This window comes from Stenotrophomonas terrae (genome assembly GCF_039674165.1).
GTDB lineage: Bacteria > Pseudomonadota > Gammaproteobacteria > Xanthomonadales > Xanthomonadaceae > Stenotrophomonas > Stenotrophomonas terrae_A.
The window spans coordinates 19,608-42,507 of the sequence record NZ_JBDJMY010000005.1; the positions used below are offsets into that span (position 1 = coordinate 19,608).

At 65.6% G+C, this 22,900-nt stretch carries 17 protein-coding genes; 9 read left to right on the top strand and 8 right to left on the bottom strand.

Annotated features, from left to right (window positions below; all coding sequences use genetic code 11):
• Positions 1 to 94: 94 nt before the first annotated feature.
• The 6 genes from ABE493_RS03475 to recC all read right to left on the bottom strand — a co-directional run bounded on the left by ABE493_RS03475 (position 95) and on the right by recC (position 11,498).
• Positions 95 to 1,378 (bottom strand): HipA domain-containing protein, encoded by a 1,284-nt coding sequence (locus ABE493_RS03475; RefSeq protein ID WP_346497321.1) that lies wholly within the window; start codon positions 1,376 to 1,378, stop codon positions 95 to 97.
• Positions 1,378 to 1,620, bottom strand: a complete 243-nt coding sequence (locus ABE493_RS03480; protein ID WP_346497323.1) for a helix-turn-helix domain-containing protein — start codon at positions 1,618 to 1,620, stop codon at positions 1,378 to 1,380. The genes ABE493_RS03475 and ABE493_RS03480 overlap by 1 nt, the downstream gene beginning before the upstream one ends.
• A gap of 178 nt (positions 1,621 to 1,798) precedes the next feature.
• Entirely contained in the window at positions 1,799 to 2,332 is a 534-nt protein-coding gene (locus tag ABE493_RS03485) for a DUF3828 domain-containing protein (protein WP_346497325.1), read from the bottom strand.
• A 243-nt stretch (positions 2,333 to 2,575) separates the two neighbouring features.
• Entirely contained in the window at positions 2,576 to 4,516 is a 1,941-nt protein-coding gene (gene recD / locus ABE493_RS03490) for an exodeoxyribonuclease V subunit alpha (RefSeq protein ID WP_346497327.1), read from the bottom strand.
• A complete protein-coding gene (gene recB, locus ABE493_RS03495; RefSeq protein ID WP_346497329.1) occupies positions 4,513 to 8,139 on the bottom strand; it encodes an exodeoxyribonuclease V subunit beta in 3,627 nt (1,208 codons plus the stop codon). Before recB ends, recD begins: the two co-directional genes overlap by 4 nt.
• A complete protein-coding gene (gene recC, locus ABE493_RS03500) occupies positions 8,136 to 11,498 on the bottom strand; it encodes an exodeoxyribonuclease V subunit gamma (protein WP_346497331.1) in 3,363 nt (1,120 codons plus the stop codon). The genes recB and recC overlap by 4 nt, the downstream gene beginning before the upstream one ends.
• A gap of 1,207 nt (positions 11,499 to 12,705) precedes the next feature.
• Here recC and ABE493_RS03505 point away from each other — a divergent pair.
• The 6 genes from ABE493_RS03505 (at position 12,706) to ABE493_RS03530 (ending at position 17,049) form a co-directional block, all read left to right on the top strand.
• Positions 12,706 to 13,503, top strand: a complete 798-nt coding sequence (locus tag ABE493_RS03505) for an ABC transporter ATP-binding protein (RefSeq protein ID WP_346497333.1) — start codon at positions 12,706 to 12,708, stop codon at positions 13,501 to 13,503.
• Between the two features lie 199 nt (positions 13,504 to 13,702).
• On the top strand, positions 13,703 to 14,452 hold the full coding sequence (locus ABE493_RS03510) for an MlaE family lipid ABC transporter permease subunit (RefSeq protein ID WP_346497335.1): 750 nt from the start codon (positions 13,703 to 13,705) through the stop codon (positions 14,450 to 14,452).
• A gap of 109 nt (positions 14,453 to 14,561) precedes the next feature.
• Complete coding sequence (gene mlaD / locus ABE493_RS03515) at positions 14,562 to 15,086, top strand: outer membrane lipid asymmetry maintenance protein MlaD (RefSeq protein WP_346497337.1); 525 nt, start codon at positions 14,562 to 14,564, stop codon at positions 15,084 to 15,086.
• Positions 15,083 to 15,751, top strand: a complete 669-nt coding sequence (locus tag ABE493_RS03520) for an MlaC/ttg2D family ABC transporter substrate-binding protein (RefSeq protein WP_346497339.1) — start codon at positions 15,083 to 15,085, stop codon at positions 15,749 to 15,751. The genes mlaD and ABE493_RS03520 overlap by 4 nt, the downstream gene beginning before the upstream one ends.
• A complete protein-coding gene (locus tag ABE493_RS03525) occupies positions 15,741 to 16,049 on the top strand; it encodes an STAS domain-containing protein (RefSeq protein ID WP_346497341.1) in 309 nt (102 codons plus the stop codon). Before ABE493_RS03520 ends, ABE493_RS03525 begins: the two co-directional genes overlap by 11 nt.
• Position 16,050: 1 nt before the next feature.
• Positions 16,051 to 17,049, top strand: a complete 999-nt coding sequence (locus ABE493_RS03530) for an MlaA family lipoprotein (RefSeq protein WP_346497343.1) — start codon at positions 16,051 to 16,053, stop codon at positions 17,047 to 17,049.
• A gap of 196 nt (positions 17,050 to 17,245) precedes the next feature.
• Here the strand turns inward: ABE493_RS03530 and ABE493_RS03535 are convergent, their stop codons facing one another.
• Together ABE493_RS03535 and rmuC are read right to left on the bottom strand one after the other, a co-directional pair.
• A complete protein-coding gene (locus ABE493_RS03535; RefSeq protein WP_346497345.1) occupies positions 17,246 to 17,791 on the bottom strand; it encodes a glutathione peroxidase in 546 nt (181 codons plus the stop codon).
• A gap of 419 nt (positions 17,792 to 18,210) precedes the next feature.
• The gene (gene rmuC / locus ABE493_RS03540; RefSeq protein WP_346497347.1) at positions 18,211 to 19,749 is read right to left on the bottom strand and encodes a DNA recombination protein RmuC; all 1,539 of its coding nucleotides are present in this window, start codon (positions 19,747 to 19,749) and stop codon (positions 18,211 to 18,213) included.
• Between the two features lie 120 nt (positions 19,750 to 19,869).
• Here rmuC and ABE493_RS03545 point away from each other — a divergent pair, with 120 nt between their 5' ends.
• From ABE493_RS03545 to ABE493_RS03555, 3 genes are all read left to right on the top strand, one after another.
• Entirely contained in the window at positions 19,870 to 20,415 is a 546-nt protein-coding gene (locus ABE493_RS03545; protein WP_346497349.1) for a nucleoside 2-deoxyribosyltransferase domain-containing protein, read from the top strand.
• 18 nt (positions 20,416 to 20,433) lie between these two features.
• Entirely contained in the window at positions 20,434 to 21,063 is a 630-nt protein-coding gene (leuE, locus tag ABE493_RS03550; RefSeq protein ID WP_346497351.1) for a leucine efflux protein LeuE, read from the top strand.
• 219 nt (positions 21,064 to 21,282) lie between these two features.
• Positions 21,283 to 22,719, top strand: a complete 1,437-nt coding sequence (locus ABE493_RS03555) for an amino acid permease (protein WP_346497354.1) — start codon at positions 21,283 to 21,285, stop codon at positions 22,717 to 22,719.
• Positions 22,720 to 22,900: the final 181 nt, after the last annotated feature.

A 22,900-nucleotide genomic window follows, 5' to 3' on the forward strand; every position in this document is an offset into this window, starting at 1 on the left:
TGAAGTGGGGATGGAGAGGCCCTAAATCGCGTTGTACCCCCGCCCCCAAGAAATACATAAAACTTTGTTTTTATTGGTTTTATGAAGAGCCGACTCAGGAACGACTCCATCTGGATGCCCAGGCAATCGCGTCGGTGATGGGGCCGTACACGATTTGCCGCAATAGACGCGCCTCACCCGGATCTACCTGATGGGTAATGCCCTGCTCATATGCCTGCAGCAGTGCCTGCGCTTCCCGCCACAGGTTTTTGGCCAAGCGGTCCAACTCCAGCAGGGCCAGCCCCACCGGAATCCCGATGCTCTGACCAAACGCCCCCACCTCTGCCTTGGTTATATCGGCGAAGCGCGTGACATTGCCCATTGGGAAGACCAGGTTCTCCGTACCCCAATCCGGTGCCCGATAGACCGCAGTGCTCAGCAGGTCGTAATGCGGCGCCAGCTCCCAGCCCTTCTCGCCCCACAGAAAGCTGAGGTTCTTCAGATGGGCGTCGGCATTGCCAATAAAGAAGTTGAACAGCTGCCAGCGCAGCAGTGCCAGGCGCGTAACCGCCGGTGTCCGGATGATGTCCAACAGCTGTCGCAACGCGATGTTATTGGCCTGTTGGTACTTGAAGACGGCATCCAGTGACAGCAACTGGCAACCGTCCAGGGCGTAGCGACGCCGCACCTGCAGTCCCTCACCTTCACGGTCGAAGCGACGCACCAGATAGACCGGCTCCGGCACCCGCCGCACCTGCACCTCCGGTACCGGCAAGCCACAAGCGGCAGCCAGGCGCATGCAGAACCACTCGTTGACCACGCTGTGCGGGTAGTCATCCACCTGCTCGTGGTCTGGCTTGAGGATGTGGGTGGAAGCGGCCTGCCCGATCGGCTCCCACAGCTGATTCTGGTCGAACACCACGGCCAACTTGTGCTGTGCACCGGCCAGCGACATGCGCTTTGGCGCGCCGTGCGACAGCGGCTGCCTTGGCAGCGCCTGGATACGTGCGGAGAGCTCTGCATCGGACAGCGGCCGCAACTCGGGAGGCGGCAACTGCTGCCCGGGCGACAACAAGGTCAATGCGCCTGCCGACTCCGGACCAAAACGCTGCAGCAGGCCGAATGCGTCGGCCGCGTTGATGCCGGCATCGGCGGCGACCAACTGGCGCCCGCCCTCTTCCGGCAACAGGTTGTCGAAGAACCACTGCACGGGACGCTGGCTGCCACCGTCCTGGATCTCGCCCGCATTGCGCGGCAAAGCCGGCGACAGGTCAAAGCCGTTGTCGCGCCAGACCGGATCGTAGTGCAACGCCCACAGGTTGCCCTGCTCGTAGAGCTCACCGATGCGCTGTTGTTCCAGCCACACATCGAGCTGGCGCGGCTCGACCTCGATCGCCATCAGCCGCGCTCCGGCGGCGGCAGGTCCACTGGCAGATCAAGCTGCACGCGAATGCCCAGCTGTCGCAGCACTTCGAATACCCGGCCGATCTGCACGGTGTCCTTGCCGCGCTCCACATTGCCCAGGACCACGTGGCTGGTGCCCGCCATTGCTGCCAGATCATCCTGGCGCAGGCCTTGCGCCTTGCGCACAGCACGAACGTATTGGCCGATGTCTGACGCTTGGTCGATCTGCACCTGCATGGGCTGGCCCTCTGAAATATAACGCAGACTTTAGATTGATCTATAAAAGCGTATAGCTCAAGCGAAATCTAACGCAAACATTAGAAATTTCGTTTGCGGGTCGCCTCAGCATCAAAATCTAAAGCACACGTTATAAATTACCGAGAAGATCAAGCACGCCCAAAAACTAAAGCAGACATTATTTTCTGCCCACAGCAGCCTGGGTATCACGCTCCAGAGCCTGCATAAGGCTTGGGGCACGTGCAGTGGCGATATCGGCCACGCGCCAGCTGCTGCCTTGGCGCTGCAGGGTCAACTGCAGTTGCAGCGGGTGCTGGGGGTCGTCGAGCTGGGTGCTGGCGCGGAGTTGGCCGTCTGCCAAGGGCTGGATATCGAAGCTGAGCTGGCGCAGGTCCTGTGCGGTGTCCTGGCAGTCGCAGAGCGGATCGCCGTCCAGATAGCCTACTTCGCCGGCGTACGCGTCGCTATTGGCCTGCATCGCGGCCAGCAGGGCCGGCGCGTAGACCTCATCGTCCGGCAGGATGGCGTCCAGCCCGGCGTCGGGGTGATAGCCGGCGTAGATGTGGCTGAGGAAAGCGCGGGCGGAAGCAATGTCCTGCTCGCTGCTGCTGGCCGTTGCCGGGGCGGGCTCAGGCGCGGCGGTGGCGGGCGCGTCCTTGTTGCAGCCGGTCAGTGCCAGGAGCAGCAGTGCGGTGGTTGCCAGGGTTTTCATGGGCGTCCTTGCGGGTTCGTTTGTCGGGTCTTTTTTAGGCGGGACTGTTGGGGAAAGCAAAGGCTTTGAAGCACCCCTCCCCAACCCTCCCCTTGGCTACGCCAAAGGGAGGGAGACGAGCACCCCTCCGCTGCGCCTGCGGCGCAAGGGAGGGAGACAAGCGTTGCGCCCCCTCCCTTTGGCGCAGCCAAGGGGAGGGTTGGGGAGGGGTGCTTTTTGCGCGGACTGATCGCCCACCTTCGCCTACTTCAAAAGAGCGGGCGCCAACCGCTGCGCCAATCCCGACCAACGGCTGGCGTGGCGGGCCAGCGCCGCTTCAATCACCTCGGCGCTGCCGGCCAGATGCAGTCCATTGCGGGCGCGGGTAATGCCGGTGTACAGCAGCTCGCGGCTGAGCACGCGGTTGTCGCGGCGTGGCAGTTGCAGCCAGACCTGGTCGAACTCCGAGCCCTGCGCCTTGTGCACGGTCATCGCAAACGCGCTCTCGTGCAGCGGCAAGGCTGCCGGATGGAAGGCACGCGGGTTGGCCGGGTCGTCGCCCGGGAACCAGGCGCTGATGCTGCGGCCGTCGCCATCGCGTAGACAGATGCCGACATCGCCGTTGAACAGGCGGTGGCGATAACTGTTCTCGCCAATGATCAGTAGCCGGCCGTGGAACCAGCCCGGGCCCAGCGCGCGGCCGCGGTTGCCGGCCAACAGGTCTTCGATGCGGGCGTTGAGCCCGCGCGCGCCTTGCGGGCCTTCGCGCACCGCGGTGAGCAGGCGCATGCGACCGGCCAGCGCCAGCGCATCGGCCGGGCTGGCGGCATCGGCCAGTGACTGCCAGTACTGCTGCAGCGGCTCGCGCCAGGCCTGCAGGGGATCGATATCGCCTTCGTGGAAATGCACGCCGGACAGTTGCGCATCGCGCAGCAGTTGCAGCGTCTGTACGGCGTCGCCTTCGCGCATTGCCTTGGCCAGCGGCGACAGCTGCAGCGCTTCGCTCTGGCGGTAGCCGCGCTGCAGTTGCACGCGGGCACCGGCGAAGTCGGAAGGCTTGGATTCAATCGCCGCTGCCGGCAGTTCGCCCAGCAGTGCACGCAGCGCTTCTGCATCGGCCGCATTGCTGCGCTGGCCGTCACCGGCGGCGCGCAGGATGGCGCTGAGTACATCGCCCGCTTCCACCGATGGCAGCTGGTCGGGATCGCCGAGCAGCACCAGGCGCGTGCCCGGCGCGATTGCTTCGACCAGCTTGGTCATCAATGGCAGGTCGATCATCGAGGCTTCGTCGACCACGATGACGTCGTAGGGCAATGGGTTGTCGGCGTGGTGACGGAAGCGCGGGGAATCCGGGATCACGCCGAGCAGGCGATGCAAGGTGGTGCCGGTGCTGGGCAGTTGCTCGCACAGGGCGCTGTCGATGCCTTCCGCCGAGAGCTTCTGCAGGGCGTGGCGAAGGCTTTCGGCCATACGTTCGGCGGCGCGGCCGGTAGGCGCGGCCAGGGCAACGCGCGGCGCGGGCTGGTTTGTGGCCTGCGCCTGTGCGGCCAGCAGCACCAGCAGGCGGGTGATGGTGGTGGTTTTGCCGGTGCCGGGGCCGCCGGTGATCAGCAACAGATTGTGGCGCAGGGCGGTGGCTGCGGCTCTTGCTTGGTGGTCTAAAGGCTTGCCCTCATCCGCCCTTCGGGCACCTTCTCCCGCAGGCGGGAGAAGGAAGAGATCCGGCTGCACTGAGGTCTGTGGGTCTTGCGGCGCGGCCTGCCCTGGAAACAAGCGCGCAAACACCTCGGCCAATCCAGCCACATCCTCACCAGCAACCGGCGCCTGCCCGATCCGCTGCAGACCCGCCGCCAAGCGGCGCTCATACTCACGATAGCGGCGCAGATACAGCAATCCGTTTTCCCAGACCAGCGGCGCCTGTTCCGACTCCGCGTTGTTATCCACAGCACCGGCTATCCACTTCGACTCAGCCAGCTGCGCAATCCACTCCTCGGCCGCCGGCCATTCCACGCCAGCATCCACCAGCCGCTGCGGCTGGCTCGGATCAAAGCCCGCGTGGCCCTGCGATACCGCCAGCGACGCCAAGGCCGCCGCCGCCAGCACCGCATCCGGCGTTTCCGGGTCCAAACGGCGCAGGCTCTGCGCCAGCGCGTGATCCAGCGCGCGCAATGCGCTGGCTTTGTTCAAAGCGGCCAGCAGGCTCATGCCTCGCCTCCCAGTCGTGCCAACAAGGCCGCATGGCCGCCGCGGCCACCGGCAAACAATTCATCCACCGCGTGCACCAGCTCCGGTGCGAAGTTGTGCGCGTACAGACCCGGTGACTGCGTACGCGTTGCATCCAGCCCACGGCAGAACAGATAACGGATGCCACCGAAGTCACGCGCATAGTCGTAACCGGCACCGACGCGGAAGCGCAGCCAGCGGTGCAGGGCCACGGTGTAGATCAGCGCCTGCAGGTCGTATTCGCTATGGCGCATGGCCGCGTCCAGTTGCGCCGGGGCGTAATCGGGCAGGCGGTTGGATTTGTAATCGAGCACATACCAACGCCCGTCGCGGACGTAGGTAAGGTCGATCTTGCCGGTCATCAGCCCTTCCAGCTGGCGGCGCAGGCCAAAACCGTGGCGGCCGCGCACAACCCCGTGTGCATGCAGCACGCGCAGCAGTGCCGGCACCGTGGTCGGCTGCATGGCGAAGTGGAACTCGATTTCGGCACGGCGCTCGCCCTCGCCCAGCGAATGCAGGGCGCCGCCTTCGGGCAGGGTGACGGTCAGGGTCTGGCCGATCAGCTGGGTCAGCAGCGCCACGCCATCGGCGATCTCCTCGTCGATATAGCCATCGGCACGCAGGGCTTTTTCGATGATCTCGCCCTGCCCCTCCGGTGCCACCGCGCTGGGCTGCCAGTCACGCCAGTCGCCGAAGTCGACGTTTTCCAGCGCGGCATGCAGCACGTTGCCGAAACGGCTGCCGGCAAAACGCGGATCAAACACTTCCGGCTGTGCGGCGTTGGGTTCGCTGGCCGGCTCCGCGTCCACATCGACCTGCGCCGGTTCGTCGGCGGCACCGCCGCTGTCTTCGGTGGATGCGGCGGCGGTGTCGTGGCCGCCTTCGGCATGGGCCAGCTGGGTGAAGCTGTACACCCACCAGTCGTGCGGCACGCTGCGGCGTACGTCGCGCACCGGCGGCAGGGCCTGCTCACGCTCGGGTGGCAGCCGCGCCGGCGCCGGGCCGGTGTCGCCTTCGATCACCTCGATGTCGGCGTGCGCCGGCAAGCCCTGCAGCATCGGCCCCAGCCGCGAGGTGGCCAGGCCGGTCAAAGCGCCACCGCTTATCCACAAGGCATGCTCGGCGCGGGTCAGGCCGACGTAGAGCAGGCGCGCGGTCTCGGCTTCTTCATCGGCGTTGACCTGCTGGCCGATGGCCTTCCAGTCCGGGTCTTCCTTGTCGATCTTCCAGTGCAGCACGCGTTGTTCGCCGTCGTGCACGGTGCGGTGGTTGCTGCTGTCAGGCGCATTGGTGGCGATGCCGACGAAGGGCAGGTAGACCAGCGGGTACTCCAGGCCCTTGCTCTTGTGCAGGGTGATGATCTGCACGCGGCGCGCGTCCGATTCCAGCCGCAGCAGCTGCGCTTCGTCGCCTTCATCGGCGTGTGCGATCTGGCTCTGCAGCCAGTCCAGCAGGCCGTGCAGGCCGATGCTGCGATTGCTGGCTTCCTGCAGGGTTTCGGCCAGCTGCAGGTAGTTGGTCAGGCGGCGCTCGCCGTCGATCAGCAGCAACAGGCGTTCGGCCTGTTCGGCGCACAGGTCCGACAACAAGGCCAGCACGCCGCCGCGCTGCCAGCGCTCGCGCCATTGCAACAAGCGTTCCTGGTGCAGGCGCTGTTGTTCGCCTTCGTATTCCATCGCGGCGATGCGGGCAGCGCTCTCGCCCAGCAGCACGGTGGCCAGCGCGGCGCGCAGGCGGCCTTCGTCGGCCGGTTGCAGCAGGGCCAGCAACAGCAGGCGCAGTTCGTGGGCTTCGGCGCTGGCGAACAGGCTCTGCTTGCCGGCGGCTACCGCCGGGATGCCCAGTGCCGCCAAGGCCTGCTGCACGCGCGAGGCTTCCTTGTGCGAGCGCACCAGCACGGCGATATCGCCCGGTTGCACCGGTTTGCCATCGACCAGCGCGCGGCCTTCGCGGGCGGCACTGAGCACCCTGTGGATATCTGCAACGCAAGCGGCGGTGGCGGCATCGCGCGAGGCATCGGCCTTCAGCGGTTTGCCATCGGCATCACCGGCAATCAGCTGCAGGGTCAGCGCGGGCGCGGGCTTGCCGTCGAACAGATAGTCGGCGTCGCTGCGCTTGCTGCCCGGCAGGACCGGCTCGAACTGGATGCGTTCGTCGAGGAAGGCTTCGGGGCCGGCGTTGTCGTACAGCGCCTGGATCGCACGCAGCACGCCCGGGCGCGAGCGGAAGTTGCGATCCAGCGCCGGCGCGGCTTCGGCCAATGCCTTGGCCTGCAGATAGGTATGCACATCGCCACCACGGAAGCCGTAGATGGCCTGCTTGGGGTCGCCAATCAGGAACAGTGCGGCTGCCTCATCATCCGCAGCGAAGATGCGGCGGAAGATGTCCCACTGGCGCGGATCGGTGTCCTGGAATTCGTCGACCAGGGCAAAGCGGTACTGCGCGCGCAGGCGTTCGGCCAGATGCGCGCCGTGCGAACCGTGCAGGGCGTTGGCGACGTTGTCGATCAGGTCGTCATAGGTCTGCTGGCGGCGCAGCTGCTTGAGCTTGGCCAGCCGCTGGCGGACCTCGTCGCGCAGCTGGTGCAGCAGCACGATGGATTGCTGGCGCTGCCACTGCGTGACCTGCGCCAGTGCCTGCAGGTAGTCGGCAATCAGTGGCTGCAGCGGTGATTGCGGGGTGCTGCCGGCCTTGGCCTTGTTGGTCTTGGCGGTCAGTGCCTCCAGCGTCAGTCGTTCCAGACGCTCGTCCAGTTCGGCGCTCGGATCCGGATGGCGGCTCCACTGCAGCAGTTGCTGGAACAGCGGCTCGATCCAGTCGGGCTTGTAGCTGGCCTTGTTGAGGATGCCGCCATCAAGCGCGCCGCGCAGCTGCTGCAGGTAGCTCTCGCCGTGTTCTTCAAAGGCGGCGGCAAGACGCTGCGCGGCGCCGTCGCGGAAGGGGCGCGTGTCTTCGATCAGGCGCTGCGGCGGCTGTGGATAAAGCGGCAGCTCGGCAGCCAACGCGGGCAGATCGCGGGCCAGGGCATCGGGACTTTTCCACAGACCCAGCAAGGCCTCCAGATGCTCGCCCTGCCCTGCATGCAGGCGCCACAGGTCGGCAGCCAACTCATCATGCAGCGCGCGGGTATTGGCCAGCAGCTCGGGCGCGGCAAAGGTGTGGCCGCTCTCCAGCGCGTATTCGCCCAGCACCCGCGTGCAGAAGCCGTGGATGGTGAAGATGGAAGCCAGGTCGGTTTCTTCGGCGGCAATACGCAGGCGCCGGCCCAACTGCGCGGCGCTTTCCGTGCCCTGCTGCAGATGACGTTGCAGGATGGCGCGGGTGAGTGTGGTTTCCGGGCTGTCGTCTTCTGCAGCCGTGCTGTCGACCACGCGCGCGGCCAGTTCCAGCCGCTCACGGATGCGCTTGCGCAGCTCCTGGGTGGCGGCATCGGTAAAGGTCACCGCCAGGATCTGGCCCATGCGCAGGCCCTGTTCCACCACCAGACGGGTGAACAGCGTGGCCAGGGTGAAGGTCTTGCCGGTGCCGGCGCTGGCCTCGATCAGGCGCAGGCCATCCAGCGGCAGATGCAGATAGGGATCGGATTGCAGCGCTTCGGTGCTCATGCGCCGGCTCCATTCAGTGCATCGGCCTGTTCGTCGAAATCGGGCAATACGCGGCCCTCGCGCAGGGCGGTAAATATCAACAAGGCGTTGTGGATAAACCTGTGTGTAGTGGCCGGCGAAGCGAACGGATCGCGGCCGCGCAAGGCCAGTTGCAGAGCTTCGCCATTGCGCTCGCCCCAGCTGTGTTCGCTGCCGAACCAGCGTGCCTGGGCGGCGCTTTCACGTTTGTCATCGGCTGCGTTATAGACCTCCCAGCCGGTGTACGGGGCGAACAGCAGCGGTTGCTGCATGCCTTCGGAACGTAGCTGCAGCAAGGCTTTCAGGGCTGTTTTCGCGGTTTCAGGCGACAGCGCCGGCAACTGATGCGGGCCATAGCCGGCCTGCCCGTTGTCATGGAACTGCAGCATCGCCGACGGTGTTCCCGCCGCATTGGCCAACAGCCAATCCAAGCCGCCGCGCAGCACATAGGCCACACCTGCGGCACCGGCCTGCAGGCGCACCAGCCCCTGTGGATGGATTTGATCGACACGCCCATGCAGGCGCACGCCATCCAGTTCAACTTCGTAGCGCTGCGAGTCCAGCGGCTGCCCGTCGTACCACTGCGAAAACGCCTCCGCACAGGGGCGGATGCGGCTGAGCATGCGTTCGAACTGCTGCCGTCCCAATGCACCTGAAGGCAACAAAGCGCGGGCACGCAGGCGCTGGTACAGCCCGGCTTCGCGCCCCTGCAGCAGCGCACTGAGCACGTGCTGCTGCAATGAGGAATGCAGGCGGCCACCGCCGGGCACCAGCAGTGGCTCGATGTCTTCGCTGTCGTCTATTTCGCCCGCCAGACGCAAACCCAGGCGCTGGCTGAGGAACTGCCCGGCCGGGTCGCTGATGAAGCGCCGCAGTGCGTCCAGCGACAGGCTGTCGTCGTTGAGCGCGCTGGGCAGCGGCGCATCCAAGGGCCCATCGAACCACGGTGCCAGGCGCTGGCGACTGCCGCCAACCGCGCTGGCGGCCGGGTGCCACTGGCGCCGATAACTGAAACGCCGCGGTTCGCCATCGCCACCAAACGCGGCCGGGGCGAACGGCTGCAGCGGATGCCGCACCACCAGCTGCTTGCGGGCCGCAGCGGCATCCTGCTGATAGGCGGCCGCCGCATTGACCAGTTCGCTGACCAGCACCGACGGCTCACGCACGCTGCCATCGCGGGCATCGGCGCCCAGATAGCTCAGGTAGAACACTTCCTGGGCGGAAGCGAACAGCTGCAGGAACAGGAAGCGGTCGTCCTCGCGCAGCGAGCGATCGCCGTAGCGGCGGCGCTCGGTGCCGAGTTCGGCGGTAAGCCGGCTCAGGCCGGCGGCCGGGTCGCGGCGCGGGAAATCGCCATCGTTCAAACCCAGCACGCAGATCACCCGGAACGGCAGCAGGCGCATCGGCACCATGCGGCCAAAACTGATGCCGCCGGTCAGCAGCGGCGCGCGGGTATCGGCCTCGGACAATACCGAGGCGAAATGCGCACGCACCACTTCGGCCGGCACCGGCGCATCGAAGCCGGCCTTGTTGGCTTCCTCGGCGAACTCGTTGACCAGTTTGCGCAGCCGGTCCAGCGCGCGCACGGCGGACGGCTCGCTCGGGTTTTCAGGCAGCAATGCATTCAACAGGCCGAGCAGGCGCTCACGCCATTGGTTAGGACTCAGGGCTTCGGCCAGGGTCTTCTGGTGACGGGCCAGCACCCGCAACAGGCGGATCAGCGCATCCAGCGCGGCCAGGCCGCCGCCTTCCAGTTCCGGCCACGGGGCGACACCGCCGATGTCCTCATCGCTGCCGCTGGCGTGGCCGAGCAGCAGCCGGTCCAGCGCGAACTGCCAGGTGTAGGCATCGTCGGCCGGTGCCTGATGCTGCTGGCGGTGCCTGGCATCCAGCCCCCAGCGCGCGCCGGCGGCCTGCAACCAGGCGTGCAGGCGCTCGAAGGCAGCCGCATCCAGGCCAGAGGCCGATGCCAGCGGTGCGCTGGACAGCAGATCGAGGATTTCATTGAGGCCGAAGCGCGACACCGGCAGGCCCAGCAGCTGCACGAAAACCTCGGCCAGCGGCTCGCCCTGCAGCGGGCTGGCATCGGCCAGTGCCCACGGAATATGCGCGTCGTTGCCGCCGCGGCCGCCAAACACCGATTCCAGATACGGCACGTAGGGATCGATATCCGGCGCCAGCACGGCGATTTCGCGCGGCTGCAGCGGTGGATCGAAACGCGGGTCTTCCAGCAGCGCACGCAGCTGTTCGTGCAGCACCTGCATCTCGCGCAGGCGGGTGTGGCAGGCGTGGATCTGGATGCTGGGGTCGTCCAGCCGCAAGGCTTCGAGCAGCGGTGGCGAGGGCAGCGCGCGGCGATGGAACAGGTCGGCCTGCAGGCGATGCAGCAGGCTGTCGCCCAGGCCGCCGGCATCCAGGCCCGGCACCGGGATGCTTTCCGGATCGACATAGGCGGCGATTTCGCCGCTGGGGTGGACCACTTCGTAATCGCCCAGCACCGCCATGAAGTCGCGGCCGGCCTCGCCCCAGGCCTGCAGCAGCGGGTTCTCGCCGGCCTCGATGCCGAACGGCTCGGCCAGCCCGCTGCGCAGCTTTTCCTTCAAGGTCTGCAGGTCGCCCCAGTAGGAGCGGGTCGGCGTCGGCATATAGAAGTGCAGCGTGCCGACCCGCGCCTGGGTGGCGATCACCCGCAGTACGTCCGGCGAGACATTGAGCGTGGCGAAGGCGAACAGCCGCTGCGGCAGTCCCTGCGGCAAGGGCTGGTGCTCGCCCTCGAAGCGGGCCAGGTAGTCGTTGATGCGGCGCGCGCGGTAGTTCTGGCCGCCGGCGATATGCCGCCACAGGATGGCCTGCGGGTCGTCCGGCTCGGCACCGTCCTCCCAACGCAGCAGCCAATCACGGCGCCAGGCCTGGTATTTCTCGAACACCCCGCCCAGCTCGGCCGCCAGCGCCCAGGGCCGCAGCGGGTCGTCGCGGTCCAGGTAGGCACGCAACCCGCCCATCGCCGGTTTCTGCATCACCGTGCTGTCGGTCAACGCCCCATACAGCCGCCAGTGCAGGCCGGTGGCGCCCAGGTCATCGCGCTCGCCGGGCACATTGGCCTTGAGCGCCTTGGCGACAAACTCGCCTGGCGTCAGGAATTCGAGATTGGCCGACACCCCGTACTCGGCCGCCAGGGTGGACTGCAGCCAGCGCCGCATCGCCACCTGCGGGATCAGCACGATATCGGCGGCCAACAAGGGCTGGCCGGGGGCCGGCTCACGCAGCGCGTGGGCCAACAGCTGGGCCAACACGTCCAGGGCATTGGAGTGGTACAGGCGGAAATCGGGGGCATTGCTCATCGCGCCATCTTGCCGCAGTGCGATGGGTTCGACGAGTGATCCGCGGGGTATGTGGTGGATGAGCGGCTGGGTTGCGGCGCTTGGCAGCTATGTCTGACGGCAAGCTGCCGCAGTGGCTTGCCGGTTCAACCAATGTCCAGCAGGCGCGGCGCAGTGATCAAACATCAATCTTCTGATGAAAAACCAAGACTCAAATGGCACGTCAGGTTCAAAACTCCACTCCGCGGATGACGCCGTCCATCAACCCTTTACTTCGATCGAAGAGATCAATTTGATGACGTTACCTGGCCTCCACAACCTGCAGCGTCGTCGCTATAGATACCGCATCCGGAGCGTCGGAGTCAGATTGAAAGAAAATCGAACCGTCAGATCCACTGGCTTCACGGCAAATCGGTTTATCGAATCTGGCGCTGCCAACCAAGGGATTCGAACCGCTTCACCAGGAGAGAGAACTTGCACCTGTTTGGCCAAAGTTGAACTGGGTGGTCCCATGCACAATCGGCTCTCCTTTCCCGAGTGATTATCAATAAGAATCACCTTTGGCCCTCGCCTCCGGTAGTACTCAATTGGCAACGACACAGGCTGCTCGCCTGCGTTGAGTAGTTCCAATTCCACGTGGATCATCTCGTCGATGAAGCGACAGGGATTGCCGTCAAGGCAACGAGCACGCAGCTCAATCGTGGAAGCAGTTTCCCCGCTATGCGCGGACAAGGGCAACAATAGAATCAGGATCAACAAGAGACGACGCACATGACCTCCCGGCCGATTCTCCGGCTCAAAAATTCCTGAACTTCAAGACCTATGTTCCAGGCATTGGGGCATCGCCCACTACGATCAGCGTCCTTGCCATCGTGCTCGGCCCCTCCATGGCCGTCGCAGTGATTGCACTCGGGCTGGACCTTAGTCCCCTGACGCTTGATCAAGAATGGGATGTGTCTGGAAGTGGCCTGGTCCTGCAGCCTGGGCGGTTCCCGTCATTGAGCGGGGGCTCGCCGCCGGGAACCGGGCAGGCTGTACCCGCCACGGCTTGTGCACACAGGCCCCGGACGCCGATTCGGCCACTGGGGAGACAGTGTGTTGCCACCAATACCGACCTGCAGCGCATGCCGGGAGGCACTTGGGATGCGACAATACTGCACGGTCCAGTACGCTTATGTTCAGGCGCAGCTGGCAATCCTAGAACGTTGGTTTTCCGTTAAAGGCCACCATGCCCTCAGCTCGGACTCCCTTGGTGCAGTTGTCCAACGTGCGAATCGATCGCGGCGGACGCACCATTCTGCGCGACGTTTCGCTGCAGGTACCGCAAGGCAGCATCACCGCTGTGCTGGGTCCGTCGGGCAGTGGCAAGTCAACCATGTTGGCGGCGCTGACCGGTGAGCTGCGGCCGGTGTCCGGCACCGTGCAGTTGTTCGGTCGGGATATCCCGCACGGCAACCGTGACCTGCTGGAGATGCGCAAGAACGTCGGCGTGCTGCTGCAGGGCAACGGTCTGCTGACCGACCTGAGCGTGGCCGACAACGTGGCGCTGCCGCTGCGGGCACATACCAAGCTGCCCGAGCCGGTGCTGCAGCGCCTGGTACAGATGAAGCTGCACGCGGTTGGCCTGCTGGCCGCTGCCGATGCCTGGCCGCGCGAGCTGTCCGGCGGCATGGCGCGGCGTGTGGCCTTGGCCCGCGCCTTGGCGCTGGACCCGCCGCTGATGATCTACGACGAGCCGCTGACCGGGCTGGACCCGATCGCCTCGGGCGTGATCATGAGCCTGATCCAGCGCTTGAATGACAGCCTGGGCCTGACCAGCATCATCGTCAGCCACCATGTGCATGAAACCCTGCCGATCTGCGATCAGGCGGTGGTGATCGCCAATGGCGGCATCGTGTTCTCCGGTACGCCGGATGCGCTGCAGGCCACGACCGACCCGCTGGTGCGGCAGTTCCTGCACGGCGAGCCGGACGGCCCGATCCCGTTTGACGCGCCCACGCGCAGCTACGGTTTGGAGAAGGCGTGATGGTGACACTGCACGCGAAGTCCGCTTTTGGCCCCCTCTCCTGCGAAGCGGGAGAGGGCTGGGGTGAGGGCGCTTTTGAAGGCGCTTTTGAAGCTGGTGTTGCCAAAGCTGCCCTCATCCGCCCTTCGGGCACCTTCTCCCCTAAACGGGAGAAGGGCTTGTCGTCCAGCACCTTCAGTAGCTCAAGGGACGCCAGCTGATGCCCTTCACCTCTTCCATCCGCTCGCTGGGCCGTGCCGGGCTGTTCTCGTTGACCGTACTGCGTGGCTCGGTACCGACCCGCGACTTCCTGGCCGAACTGACCCGCGAGATCTACAAGATCGGTGCGCGTTCGCTGCCGATCATTGCCGTTGGCGGCGCGTTTGTCGGCCTGGTGCTCACCCTGCAGGGCTACCGCACGCTGACCACCTTTGGTGCGTCCGATGCGCTGTCCACCCTGCTCGGGCTGTCGCTGTACCGCGAACTGGCACCGGTGCTGACCGCGCTGCTGTTCATCGGCCGCGCCGGCAGCTCGATCGCCGCCGAACTGGGGCTGATGCGTGCCACCGACCAGATCAAGGCGCTGGAGCTGATGGCCATCGATCCGATCGCCAAGGCGGTGGCGCCGCGCTTCTGGGCGGCGGTGCTGACCGTGCCGTTGCTGACCGGCATCTTCTGCTCGCTGGCCATCGCCGGTGGTTACTTCGAAGCGGTACACATCCTGGGCCAGGACAACGGCACGTTCTGGTCGGGGCTGCGTGGCAGCGTCGATTTCTGGGACGACTTTGCGGTGGCCCTGCTCAAGTCGGCGATCTTCGGCGGTACTGCGGCGCTGGTTGCCGCGTATGTCGGCTTCCATGCCGAGCCGACCATCGAAGGCACCTCGGTGGCCACCACCCGCGCCGTTGTAAACGCCTCGTTGCTGGTGCTGATGTTCAACTTCGTGTTGTCGGCACTGCTGTTCCAATGATGCGGGTCAACCGCACAAGCCCGCGCATCCGTGTGCGGGAAGTCAATAAAAACCCGAACAATCCGCTTCGCACTGCGAAGCAACAGCTGGATCAGGAGTGAGACACAACATGGCCATCCGTGGACCCAGACTCGAATTTTCCGTCGGCGCCTTCCTGCTGCTGGCCCTGGCTTCGTTGCTGGTGCTGGCCGTGGCCTCCACCAACCAGCGCTTCGGCATGGGCGGTGGCGACTATGAATTGAAGGCACGCTTCAGCCAGATCGGGCAGCTGCGCAAGCAGGCGCCAGTGAAGGTTGGCGGTGTGACCATCGGCCAAGTAGCTGACATTCAGCTCGACCCGACTAAATACGATTCCATCGTGACCCTGGCGTTGGACAGCAAGTTCAAGGACCTGCCGGCCGACACCTCCGCCGGCATCTACACCAGCGGGCTGCTGGGCGAGAGCTACATCGGCCTGCAGCCGGGCGGCGATCCGGACGTATTGAAGTCCGGCGATGAAATCGTCTTCACCCAGCCGGCGGTGGACCTGCTGCAGCTGGTAGGCAAATACATGTTCAGCGGTGGCGGCAATACCGGCGCTGCTGCCAACGACACCCACGGCGCAGACGCGCCCGCAACGGAACCGCAACCATGAAAGTGAAACTGCTTACCGCCGTGCTTGCTGCGGCCCTGCTGGCCACCGCGCCGTCGGTCACGCTGGCGCAGGCGCGCCCGGCCGCAACCGCCGCGCAGCCTTCGGCCGCCGCCCGCACCGTGCTGGATTCCAGCACCCGCATCATCAACGCCCTGCAGACCCGTCGCGCCGAGTTCCGCGCCAACCCGGCAACGCTGCGCAGCTACATCGATGGTGAGCTGAGCCGCGCCTTCGATCGCGACTACGCCGCCCGCCTGGTGCTGGGCGTGCACGGCCGCGGCGCCGCCGATGCCGACATCAAGCTGTTCGCCGATGCCATGGCCGACAACCTGATGTCGCGCTACGGCTCGGCCCTGCTCGACATCCAGGGCAAGCCCAGCTTCCGCTACAAGAGCGAGCAGCCGCTGCCGGGCAATCGCGGCGTCAAGGTGTCCACCGAGCTGGTGCGCGCCGGCAGCGAGCCAACCCCGGTCGAGTACCTGATGCGCAACGTCGATGGCCAGTGGAAGATCTTCGACGTGATGATCGAAGGCATCTCCTACGTGCAGACCTTCAAGAACCAGTTCGATGCACCGCTGCGGCAGAAGTCGATCAAGCAGGTGGCCACCGAACTGCGCAGCGGCAGCATGCAGGCCAACGCCGGCCCGGCTCCCCGTGGCAAGTAACGCGACCTTCCGCACCGAGGGCGACACCCTGCTTTTGGCAGGGGTGATCGACCGCGCGGCGGTGGTTGCACTGTGGCCGCAGCTGGCGCGCGGGCTTGGCCCCGTACGCCAGCTCGATCTGCAGGCAGTGGAGCGCATCGACAGTGCCGGTCTGGCCTTGTTGAGTGAGCTCGCTGCACGGCTGCGCGCGCAAGCTGGCGGCAACGTCAGTGGTGCGCCGGCTGGACTGGACGAATTGTGTGCGGCCTACCGGCTGTCGCCGTCCCTCGATTTCAACGCCTCCTCGGCAGGAAGCTGACATGAAACTTTTCCGCACCCTTCTCCTTCTGCTCGTCGTGGCCCTGCTTGCGGCCTGTGCCGGCAAGCCGGCGCGCGATGCCATGCCGGCCACCACGCTGGTTGCACCGGCGGCCACCGAGCCGGCCGCGGACACCGCTGCAGCGGCGCCCGCTCCGATGCAGGACACGGCCAGCAACAGCGGCGCTACGCAGCAGGACAATGCAGCTGCCGGTGCCAGCGATGCCACCGCACCGACCGGTGCCGAAGACGACTTCGCTGCGTTGTACGGCGGTCCGGCACCGGGCAGCGAAGGCCAGAACGGCGCGGCCGCCGCCAGCATGACCTACGACCCGTGGGAGAAGTACAACCGCGGCGTGCACCGCTTCAACAACGCGGTTGACCGCACGGTCGCGCGCCCGCTGGCCACCGCCTATGTCAACGTGGTGCCGCAGTTCGCACGTACCGGCGTGAGCAACTTCTTCAGCAACCTGCGCTCGCCGTTGACCATGGTCAACCAGGTGCTGCAGGGCCATGCCGATGATGCCTGGGACACGCTGGGCCGCTTCCTGATGAACTCCACCTTCGGCATTGGTGGCTTGTTCGACCCGGCCAGCAAGGCGATGGTGCCCAAGCGCAGCGAAGATTTCGGTCAGACGCTGGGTGCGTGGGGCTGGCGCGGCTCACGCTATGTGGAGCTGCCTTTCTTTGGCCCGCGCACCGTGCGTGATGTGTTCGGCCTGGCCGGTGACATTCCGCTGTCGCCGATGCGTCAGATCGAGATGGACAAGGTCCGTATCGGCCTGCAGGGCCTGCAGCTGGTGGACATGCGCGCACAGCTGATGGCCGTGGATTCGCTGCGTGACACTGCGGTGGACGAGTACGCATTGACCCGCGATGCCTGGCTGCAGCGCCGCACCTACCAGATCGAGAAGGATCTGCGCCATGGCGGCAAGCGCGACGACGACGACCAGCCCACGATTCCGGTCGACGCGATGCCGATGCCGAACTGGGGCGACTGATCCTGGTTGTTGCTGGTTAGTCTCCAGCGACATACAAAAAGCCCGGGGAAACCCGGGCTTTTTGTTTGCTTCTTTTTTGTGGGAGCGGTGTCAACCGCGAAGCTGGCTGGTCAACAGATCGCGGTTGGATGCGGTTGCCATGCAATGTCAGCTTCGCGGCTGATGCCGCTCCCACAAGAACACAACTGTGGCTGCTTTACGCTGCCAGCGCTGCGTCCACTGCCTTGCGCAGGCCTTCGTCATCGGCGCTGGTGTCCGGGGCGAAGCGAGCGACGACGGTGCCGTCCTTGCCGATCAGGAACTTCTCGAAGTTCCACAGCACGGCCGGGGCCGGGTTGGCCTCGATGCCGAAGCCGACCAGCTTCTCGCGCATCGGGCCTTCGCCGATGGCGGCCGGCTGGGCGGCGGTCAGCTGCTGGTACAGCGGGTGGATGTCGTCACCGGCAACGCTGATCTTGGAGAACATCGGGAAGCTGACGTCATAGGTCAATGCGCAGAACTGCTTGATCTCGTCCTCGCTGCCCGGCTCCTGGCCATTGAAGTTGTTGGCCGGGAAACCCAGCACTTCCAGGCCGGCGTCCTTCTTTTCGCGGTACAGCTTTTCCAGGCCTTCGTACTGCGGGGTGAGACCGCACTTGGAGGCGGTGTTCACCACCAGCAGCACCTTGCCGCGGTAGTCGGCCAACGCTGCCGGCGCGCCGTCGATGGTGGTCAGCGCGATGTCGTAAACAGAAGCGGTCATGCGGTTGCCTGCTTGGGGGGTTGGAAAGCCCAAGCATAAACGGCGGCCGTGGCGCTGGCACGACCATCAGGTTGTAACACTGGGTTCTGTAGTGGTGCCGAACCAGGCTTGGCTACTGCATTACCTGTAGAGCCGAGCCATGCTCGGCTGGAGCGTTACCGGTAGAGCCTCTGCCGAGCATGGCTCTGCACTACAGTGGGATTGCTGGTGGAGCTCCTGCCTAGCATGGCTCGGCACTACATGGGTGTTGCTGGCATTTTGTGGGAGCGGCGTGAGCCGCGAAGCCAGTGCTGCATTGGCCTGCGAAAAGCCAACCCCTCCCCAACCCTCCCCTTCGCGATGCGAAAGGGAGAGAGCCGAGCATGGCTCGGCACTACATCGGGATTGCTGGTAGAACCTCTGCCGAGCATGGCTCGGCACTACGCTGTGGGGCTTTCGTCTTCTGCTTCGTCGGCTTCGTCGTCGGTGCCCAGCATTGCCTGCGAGGCGTCGCTGGACAGCGACTCCACGCCGCGCAGCTTACGCTCGATGGTGCGGGTCTTGCGGCTGGCGTCGCCCAGGCTCTTGCCGACGGTATTGATCTGCTTCTCGGCCTTCTCAAGGATGCCGGCGAACTTGCCGAACTCGCTCTTGACCGCGCCCAGCAGGCTCCACACTTCCGAGGAACGCTGCTCGATGGCAAGGGTGCGGAAGCCCATCTGCAGACTGTTCAACAACGCGGTCACCGTGGTCGGGCCGGCGATCACCACCCGGTGCTCGCGCTGCAAGGCATCCACCAGGCCGGCGCGGCGGATCACTTCGGCATACAAGCCTTCGGTCGGCAGGAACATCACCGCGAAGTCGGTGCTGTGCGGCGGCACGATGTACTTCTCGCTGATCGACTTGGCCTGGATGCGGATCGCCCGTTCCAGCTGGTTGCCGCAGTTGCGTACCGCATCCACGTCGCCGGCTTCCTGCGCATCGAGCAGGCGTTCGTAATCCTCGCGCGGGAACTTGGAATCGATCGGCAGCCACACCGGCGTACCGGCATCGCTGCGGCCGGGTAGGCGCACGGCAAAATCCACCATCTCGCCGCTGTCGGCGCGCAGCTTGACGCCACGTGCGTACTGCTCGGCAGTGAGCGTCTGCTCAAGGATGTTGTCCAGCTGCACTTCGCCCCAGCCGCCACGGTTCTTGACGTTGCTCAGCACGCGCTTGAGATCGCCCACGCCGGTGGCCAGCTGCTGCATTTCACCCAGCCCGCGCTGCACCTGCTCCAAACGCTCGGAGACCAGCTTGAACGAGGAGTCCAGGCGCGTATTGAGCGTGCTCTGCAGCTTCTCGTCCACGGTCTGCCGCATCAGTTCGAGCTTGGCGGCGTTGTCGCCCTGCAGGTCCTTCAGGCGCGCTTCCAGGGTCTGCCGCATCTCGGTGATGCGCTGCTCATTGCGCTGTGTCAGCTCCCCCAGTTTCTGGTTGAGGGTTTCGCCAAAGCGCAGCTGTACCTGTGCGCCCTCTTCGCGGCCCTTGCGGGTTTCCTCCACCAGGCTCTGCTGCAGGCCGGCCAGCTGCCGCGCGAAGGCTTCCATGCGCGCTTCCTGCTGCTGGCCGAACACGTCGAGCTGGCCGCGCACATCCTGCAGCCGCGTGCCCAGCAACTGCGCAAGCAACTGCTGGGCGTTGGCGGTTTCCTCGCGGCCCTTGCGGGCGTCGTCGTTGAGGCTGTCGCGCAGCAGGTCCAGGCGCTGGTCGGTGCGGGTGGACAGGTCGCTGAGGTTGCGGCCGAAGCCATCGCTGCGGATGTCCTGCTGCCGCGCCATGGTTTCCAGTTGCTCGCGCAGCTCGCCACGGCCGCTGCGTTGTTCTTCGCGCAGGGCATTTTCCAACGTGGACGTGTCATTACGGCGCAGCAACAGCAACAGCTGCAGCACGAGGACGGCGACCAGCAGGCCGCCAAGGATCAGGGTTTCAGTTTGCATGGGGAGAAGTGTAGCCCTGCCCGTCTCAGAAGCTGATCCGGCAGCTTGTCGGCTGGTGGCGAAAACTTCCCTCGGCGCGCATCTGCGATCATAGGCACCCCCACCTGCTGCACCCCCGACATGAAGTCTCTGTCCCTGCTGTTGTCGAGCCTGTTGTGCCTGTTGCCGATGGCAGCCCGCGCCGCCGACTCGCAGACCATCACCTCGCCCCACGCCCTGCCCACCAACGATGCGCGGCCCAAGGTGTTCCTGGCCGGCAGCATCGAGATGGGCAAGGCCGGCGACTGGCAGCAGCAGGTGCAGGCGGCATTGGCCGACCAAGGCGTGTTGATGCTCAACCCGCGCCGCGCCGACTGGAATCCAGCCTGGCGCGCCGAGGCCGACGAGCCCGAGTTCCGCCGTCAGGTGGAATGGGAACTGGCTGCGCTGGAGCAGGCCGACATCGTGCTGATGTATTTCGCGCCGGGCACGCAGAGCCCGATCACTCTGCTCGAATTCGGCCTGTATGCACGCTCGGGCAAGTTGCTGGTGGCCGCGCCCGCCGGTTACTGGCGCAAGGGCAACCTGGACATCACCGGTGACCGCTACGGCGTGCCGCGCTTTGATGACCTGCCGGCGCTGATCGACGCGGTGACACAACGCATCGCCGCACAGCGCGCGCCCTGACCCCCACGGAGAACCGCCATGCCGTGGATGGGCATCAACGACCTGGGCACCTTCGTGGTAGCCGTCATCCTGTTCCTGATGTTGCCCGGCCCGGGCACCTTCACCCTGCTCACCGCCACCGCGCGCGGTGGCGTGCGTGCCGGCTACGCCACCCTGGCCGGGCTGATGCTTGGCGACCAGATCCTGATCGCCATCGCTGCCACCGGCGTGGCCGCGCTGTTGCAGGCGCATCCGGTGTTGTTCGCCGGGCTGCGCTTTGTGGGTGCCGCCTATCTGATCTGGGTTGGCATCAACCTGCTGCGTGAGCCGGCGGCCGCTGTCGCTGGTGACAGCCCGGCGCTGCAGCACGGCCGGCGCTGGTTCCGCCAGGCGCTGCTGGTGGGCCTGCTCAACCCCAAGGCGATCCTGTTCTACATGGCGTTCTTCCCGCTATTCATTGATCCGGTACGGCAGCGCGGCGCGCTGACGCTGGCAACGATGGCGGTGCTGATCGCGATTCTCAGCGTCGGTTGGTGCTCGGTGCTGATCTTCGGCGGCCAGTTCATCGCCCGGCGTCTGGCCGGCTACCCGCGCGTTGGCGTGTGGCTACGCCGCGGCGTCGGCGTCTGCCTGGTGGTGTTCGGGCTGCGGCTTGGCATTGCCGAGTGATGCCGTTGCAAAGCCGGCACTGTTCAGCTGCCACAGCGGCGTAAGCTCGATCATCCGGACCGCTGCCCGGCTTGCACCGATGGTTTTTATGCCGAATTCGGCGCGTTGCCATCTGTACTCGGTAAAAGCGCGCCAAATGGCGGGTTTTTCTAGCTTTGCTGCACTGCGTTAAGCCAAACTCGGCCGCTTCCCCGAACCACCACGAACCGTGAGGTCCGCATGCAGTCCTGGCTCCGGCGCAAGCCCATCGACCAACTCACCGAACACGAAGAAGGCCGCCGGCTTATTCCCTCGCTGAGTTGGCCCCATCTGGTCGCCCTGGGCATTGGTGCCATCGTCGGCACCGGCATCTACACGCTGATCGGCGTGGGTGCGGACAAGGCCGGCCCTGCGGTGCTGCTGTCCTTCATCATTGCCGGCACCATCTGCGCCTGTGCGGCGCTGGCCTATGCCGAGCTGTCGACGATGATGCCGGCCGCCGGCAGTGCCTATACCTACAGCTACAGCGCGTTGGGCGAGACCATCGCCTGGGTGGTGGGCTGGAGCCTGATCCTGGAGTACTCGCTGGTGGTCAGCACGGTGGCGGTCGGCTGGTCCGGCTACTTCGTCGGCTTCCTGGAGTGGCTGCACACCTCGTTCGGCTGGAACGTGGCCCTGCCGCAGGCACTGGCCGCCGGCCCGCATGTGGAAGGTGGTTTCCTGAATGTGCCGGCCATCGTCATCACCTTCCTGGTCGCCGGCATGTTGATGGTGGGCACCAAGGAAAGCGCAACGCTCAACGCAGTGCTGGTGGTGTTCAAGCTGATCGCGCTGGCGGTATTCGTGGCAGTGGCGCTGCCGGCCTTCGACACGGCCAACCTGCAGCCGTTCATGCCCTATGGCTTCCCCAAGTCGCTGGGCCCGGACGGTGTGGAACGCGGCGTGATGGCAGCGGCGGCGATCATCTTCTTCGCCTTCTATGGTTTCGATGCGATCTCCACCGCCGCCGAAGAAACCAAGAACCCCAAGCGCGACCTGTCGATCGGCATCATCGGTTCGATGGTCGGCTGCACCATCATCTACCTGCTGGTGGCCTTGGCTGCGGTAGGCGCGATGAGCTACACGGTGTTCGGCAAGAGCGCCGAGCCGCTGGCGTTGATCATGCGCGAACTCGGCCACGGCACCGCTGCGCTGGTGATCGGCATTGTCGCCATCATCGCCCTGCCGACCGTGTTGCTGGCCTTCTTCTACGGCCAGAGCCGCATCTTCTTCGTGATGTCGCGTGATGGCCTGCTGCCGCGCAGCCTGTCCAAGGTCAACCAGCGTACCGGCACGCCGGTGACCATCACTCTGTTCACCGCGGTGCTGGTGGCAGCACTGGCTGGTGTGGCACGCCTGGATGAAATCGCCGCGCTGGCCAATGCCGGCACGCTGGCCGCGTTCACCGCGGTGGGCCTGTGCCTGCTGGTGCTGCGCAAGCGTGAGCCGAACCGTCCGCGTACCTTCCGCACGCCGCTGGCGTGGGTGGTGGGTCCGCTGGCCATCGGCGGCTGCATCTATCTGTTCATCAGCCTGCCAATGCGCACCCAGCTGTGGTTCCTGGCGTGGAATGTGTTTGGTTTGCTGGTCTATGCCCTGTACAGCCGCCGCAATGCGGTGCTGGGGCGTAGCAAGTAATCCACAGGCTGTTGTGGATAAAGCGAAAAGCGGGCTTCGGCCCGCTTTTTGTTTGTAGGGGTTTGTTGGTTCTGCTTGAAGAGCACCCCTCCCCAGCCCTCCCCTGCGCTACGCGCAAGGGAGGGGGTGGCGCTCTGCCCCCTCCCTTTGCCGCAGGCAAGGGGAGGGTTGGGGAGGGGTG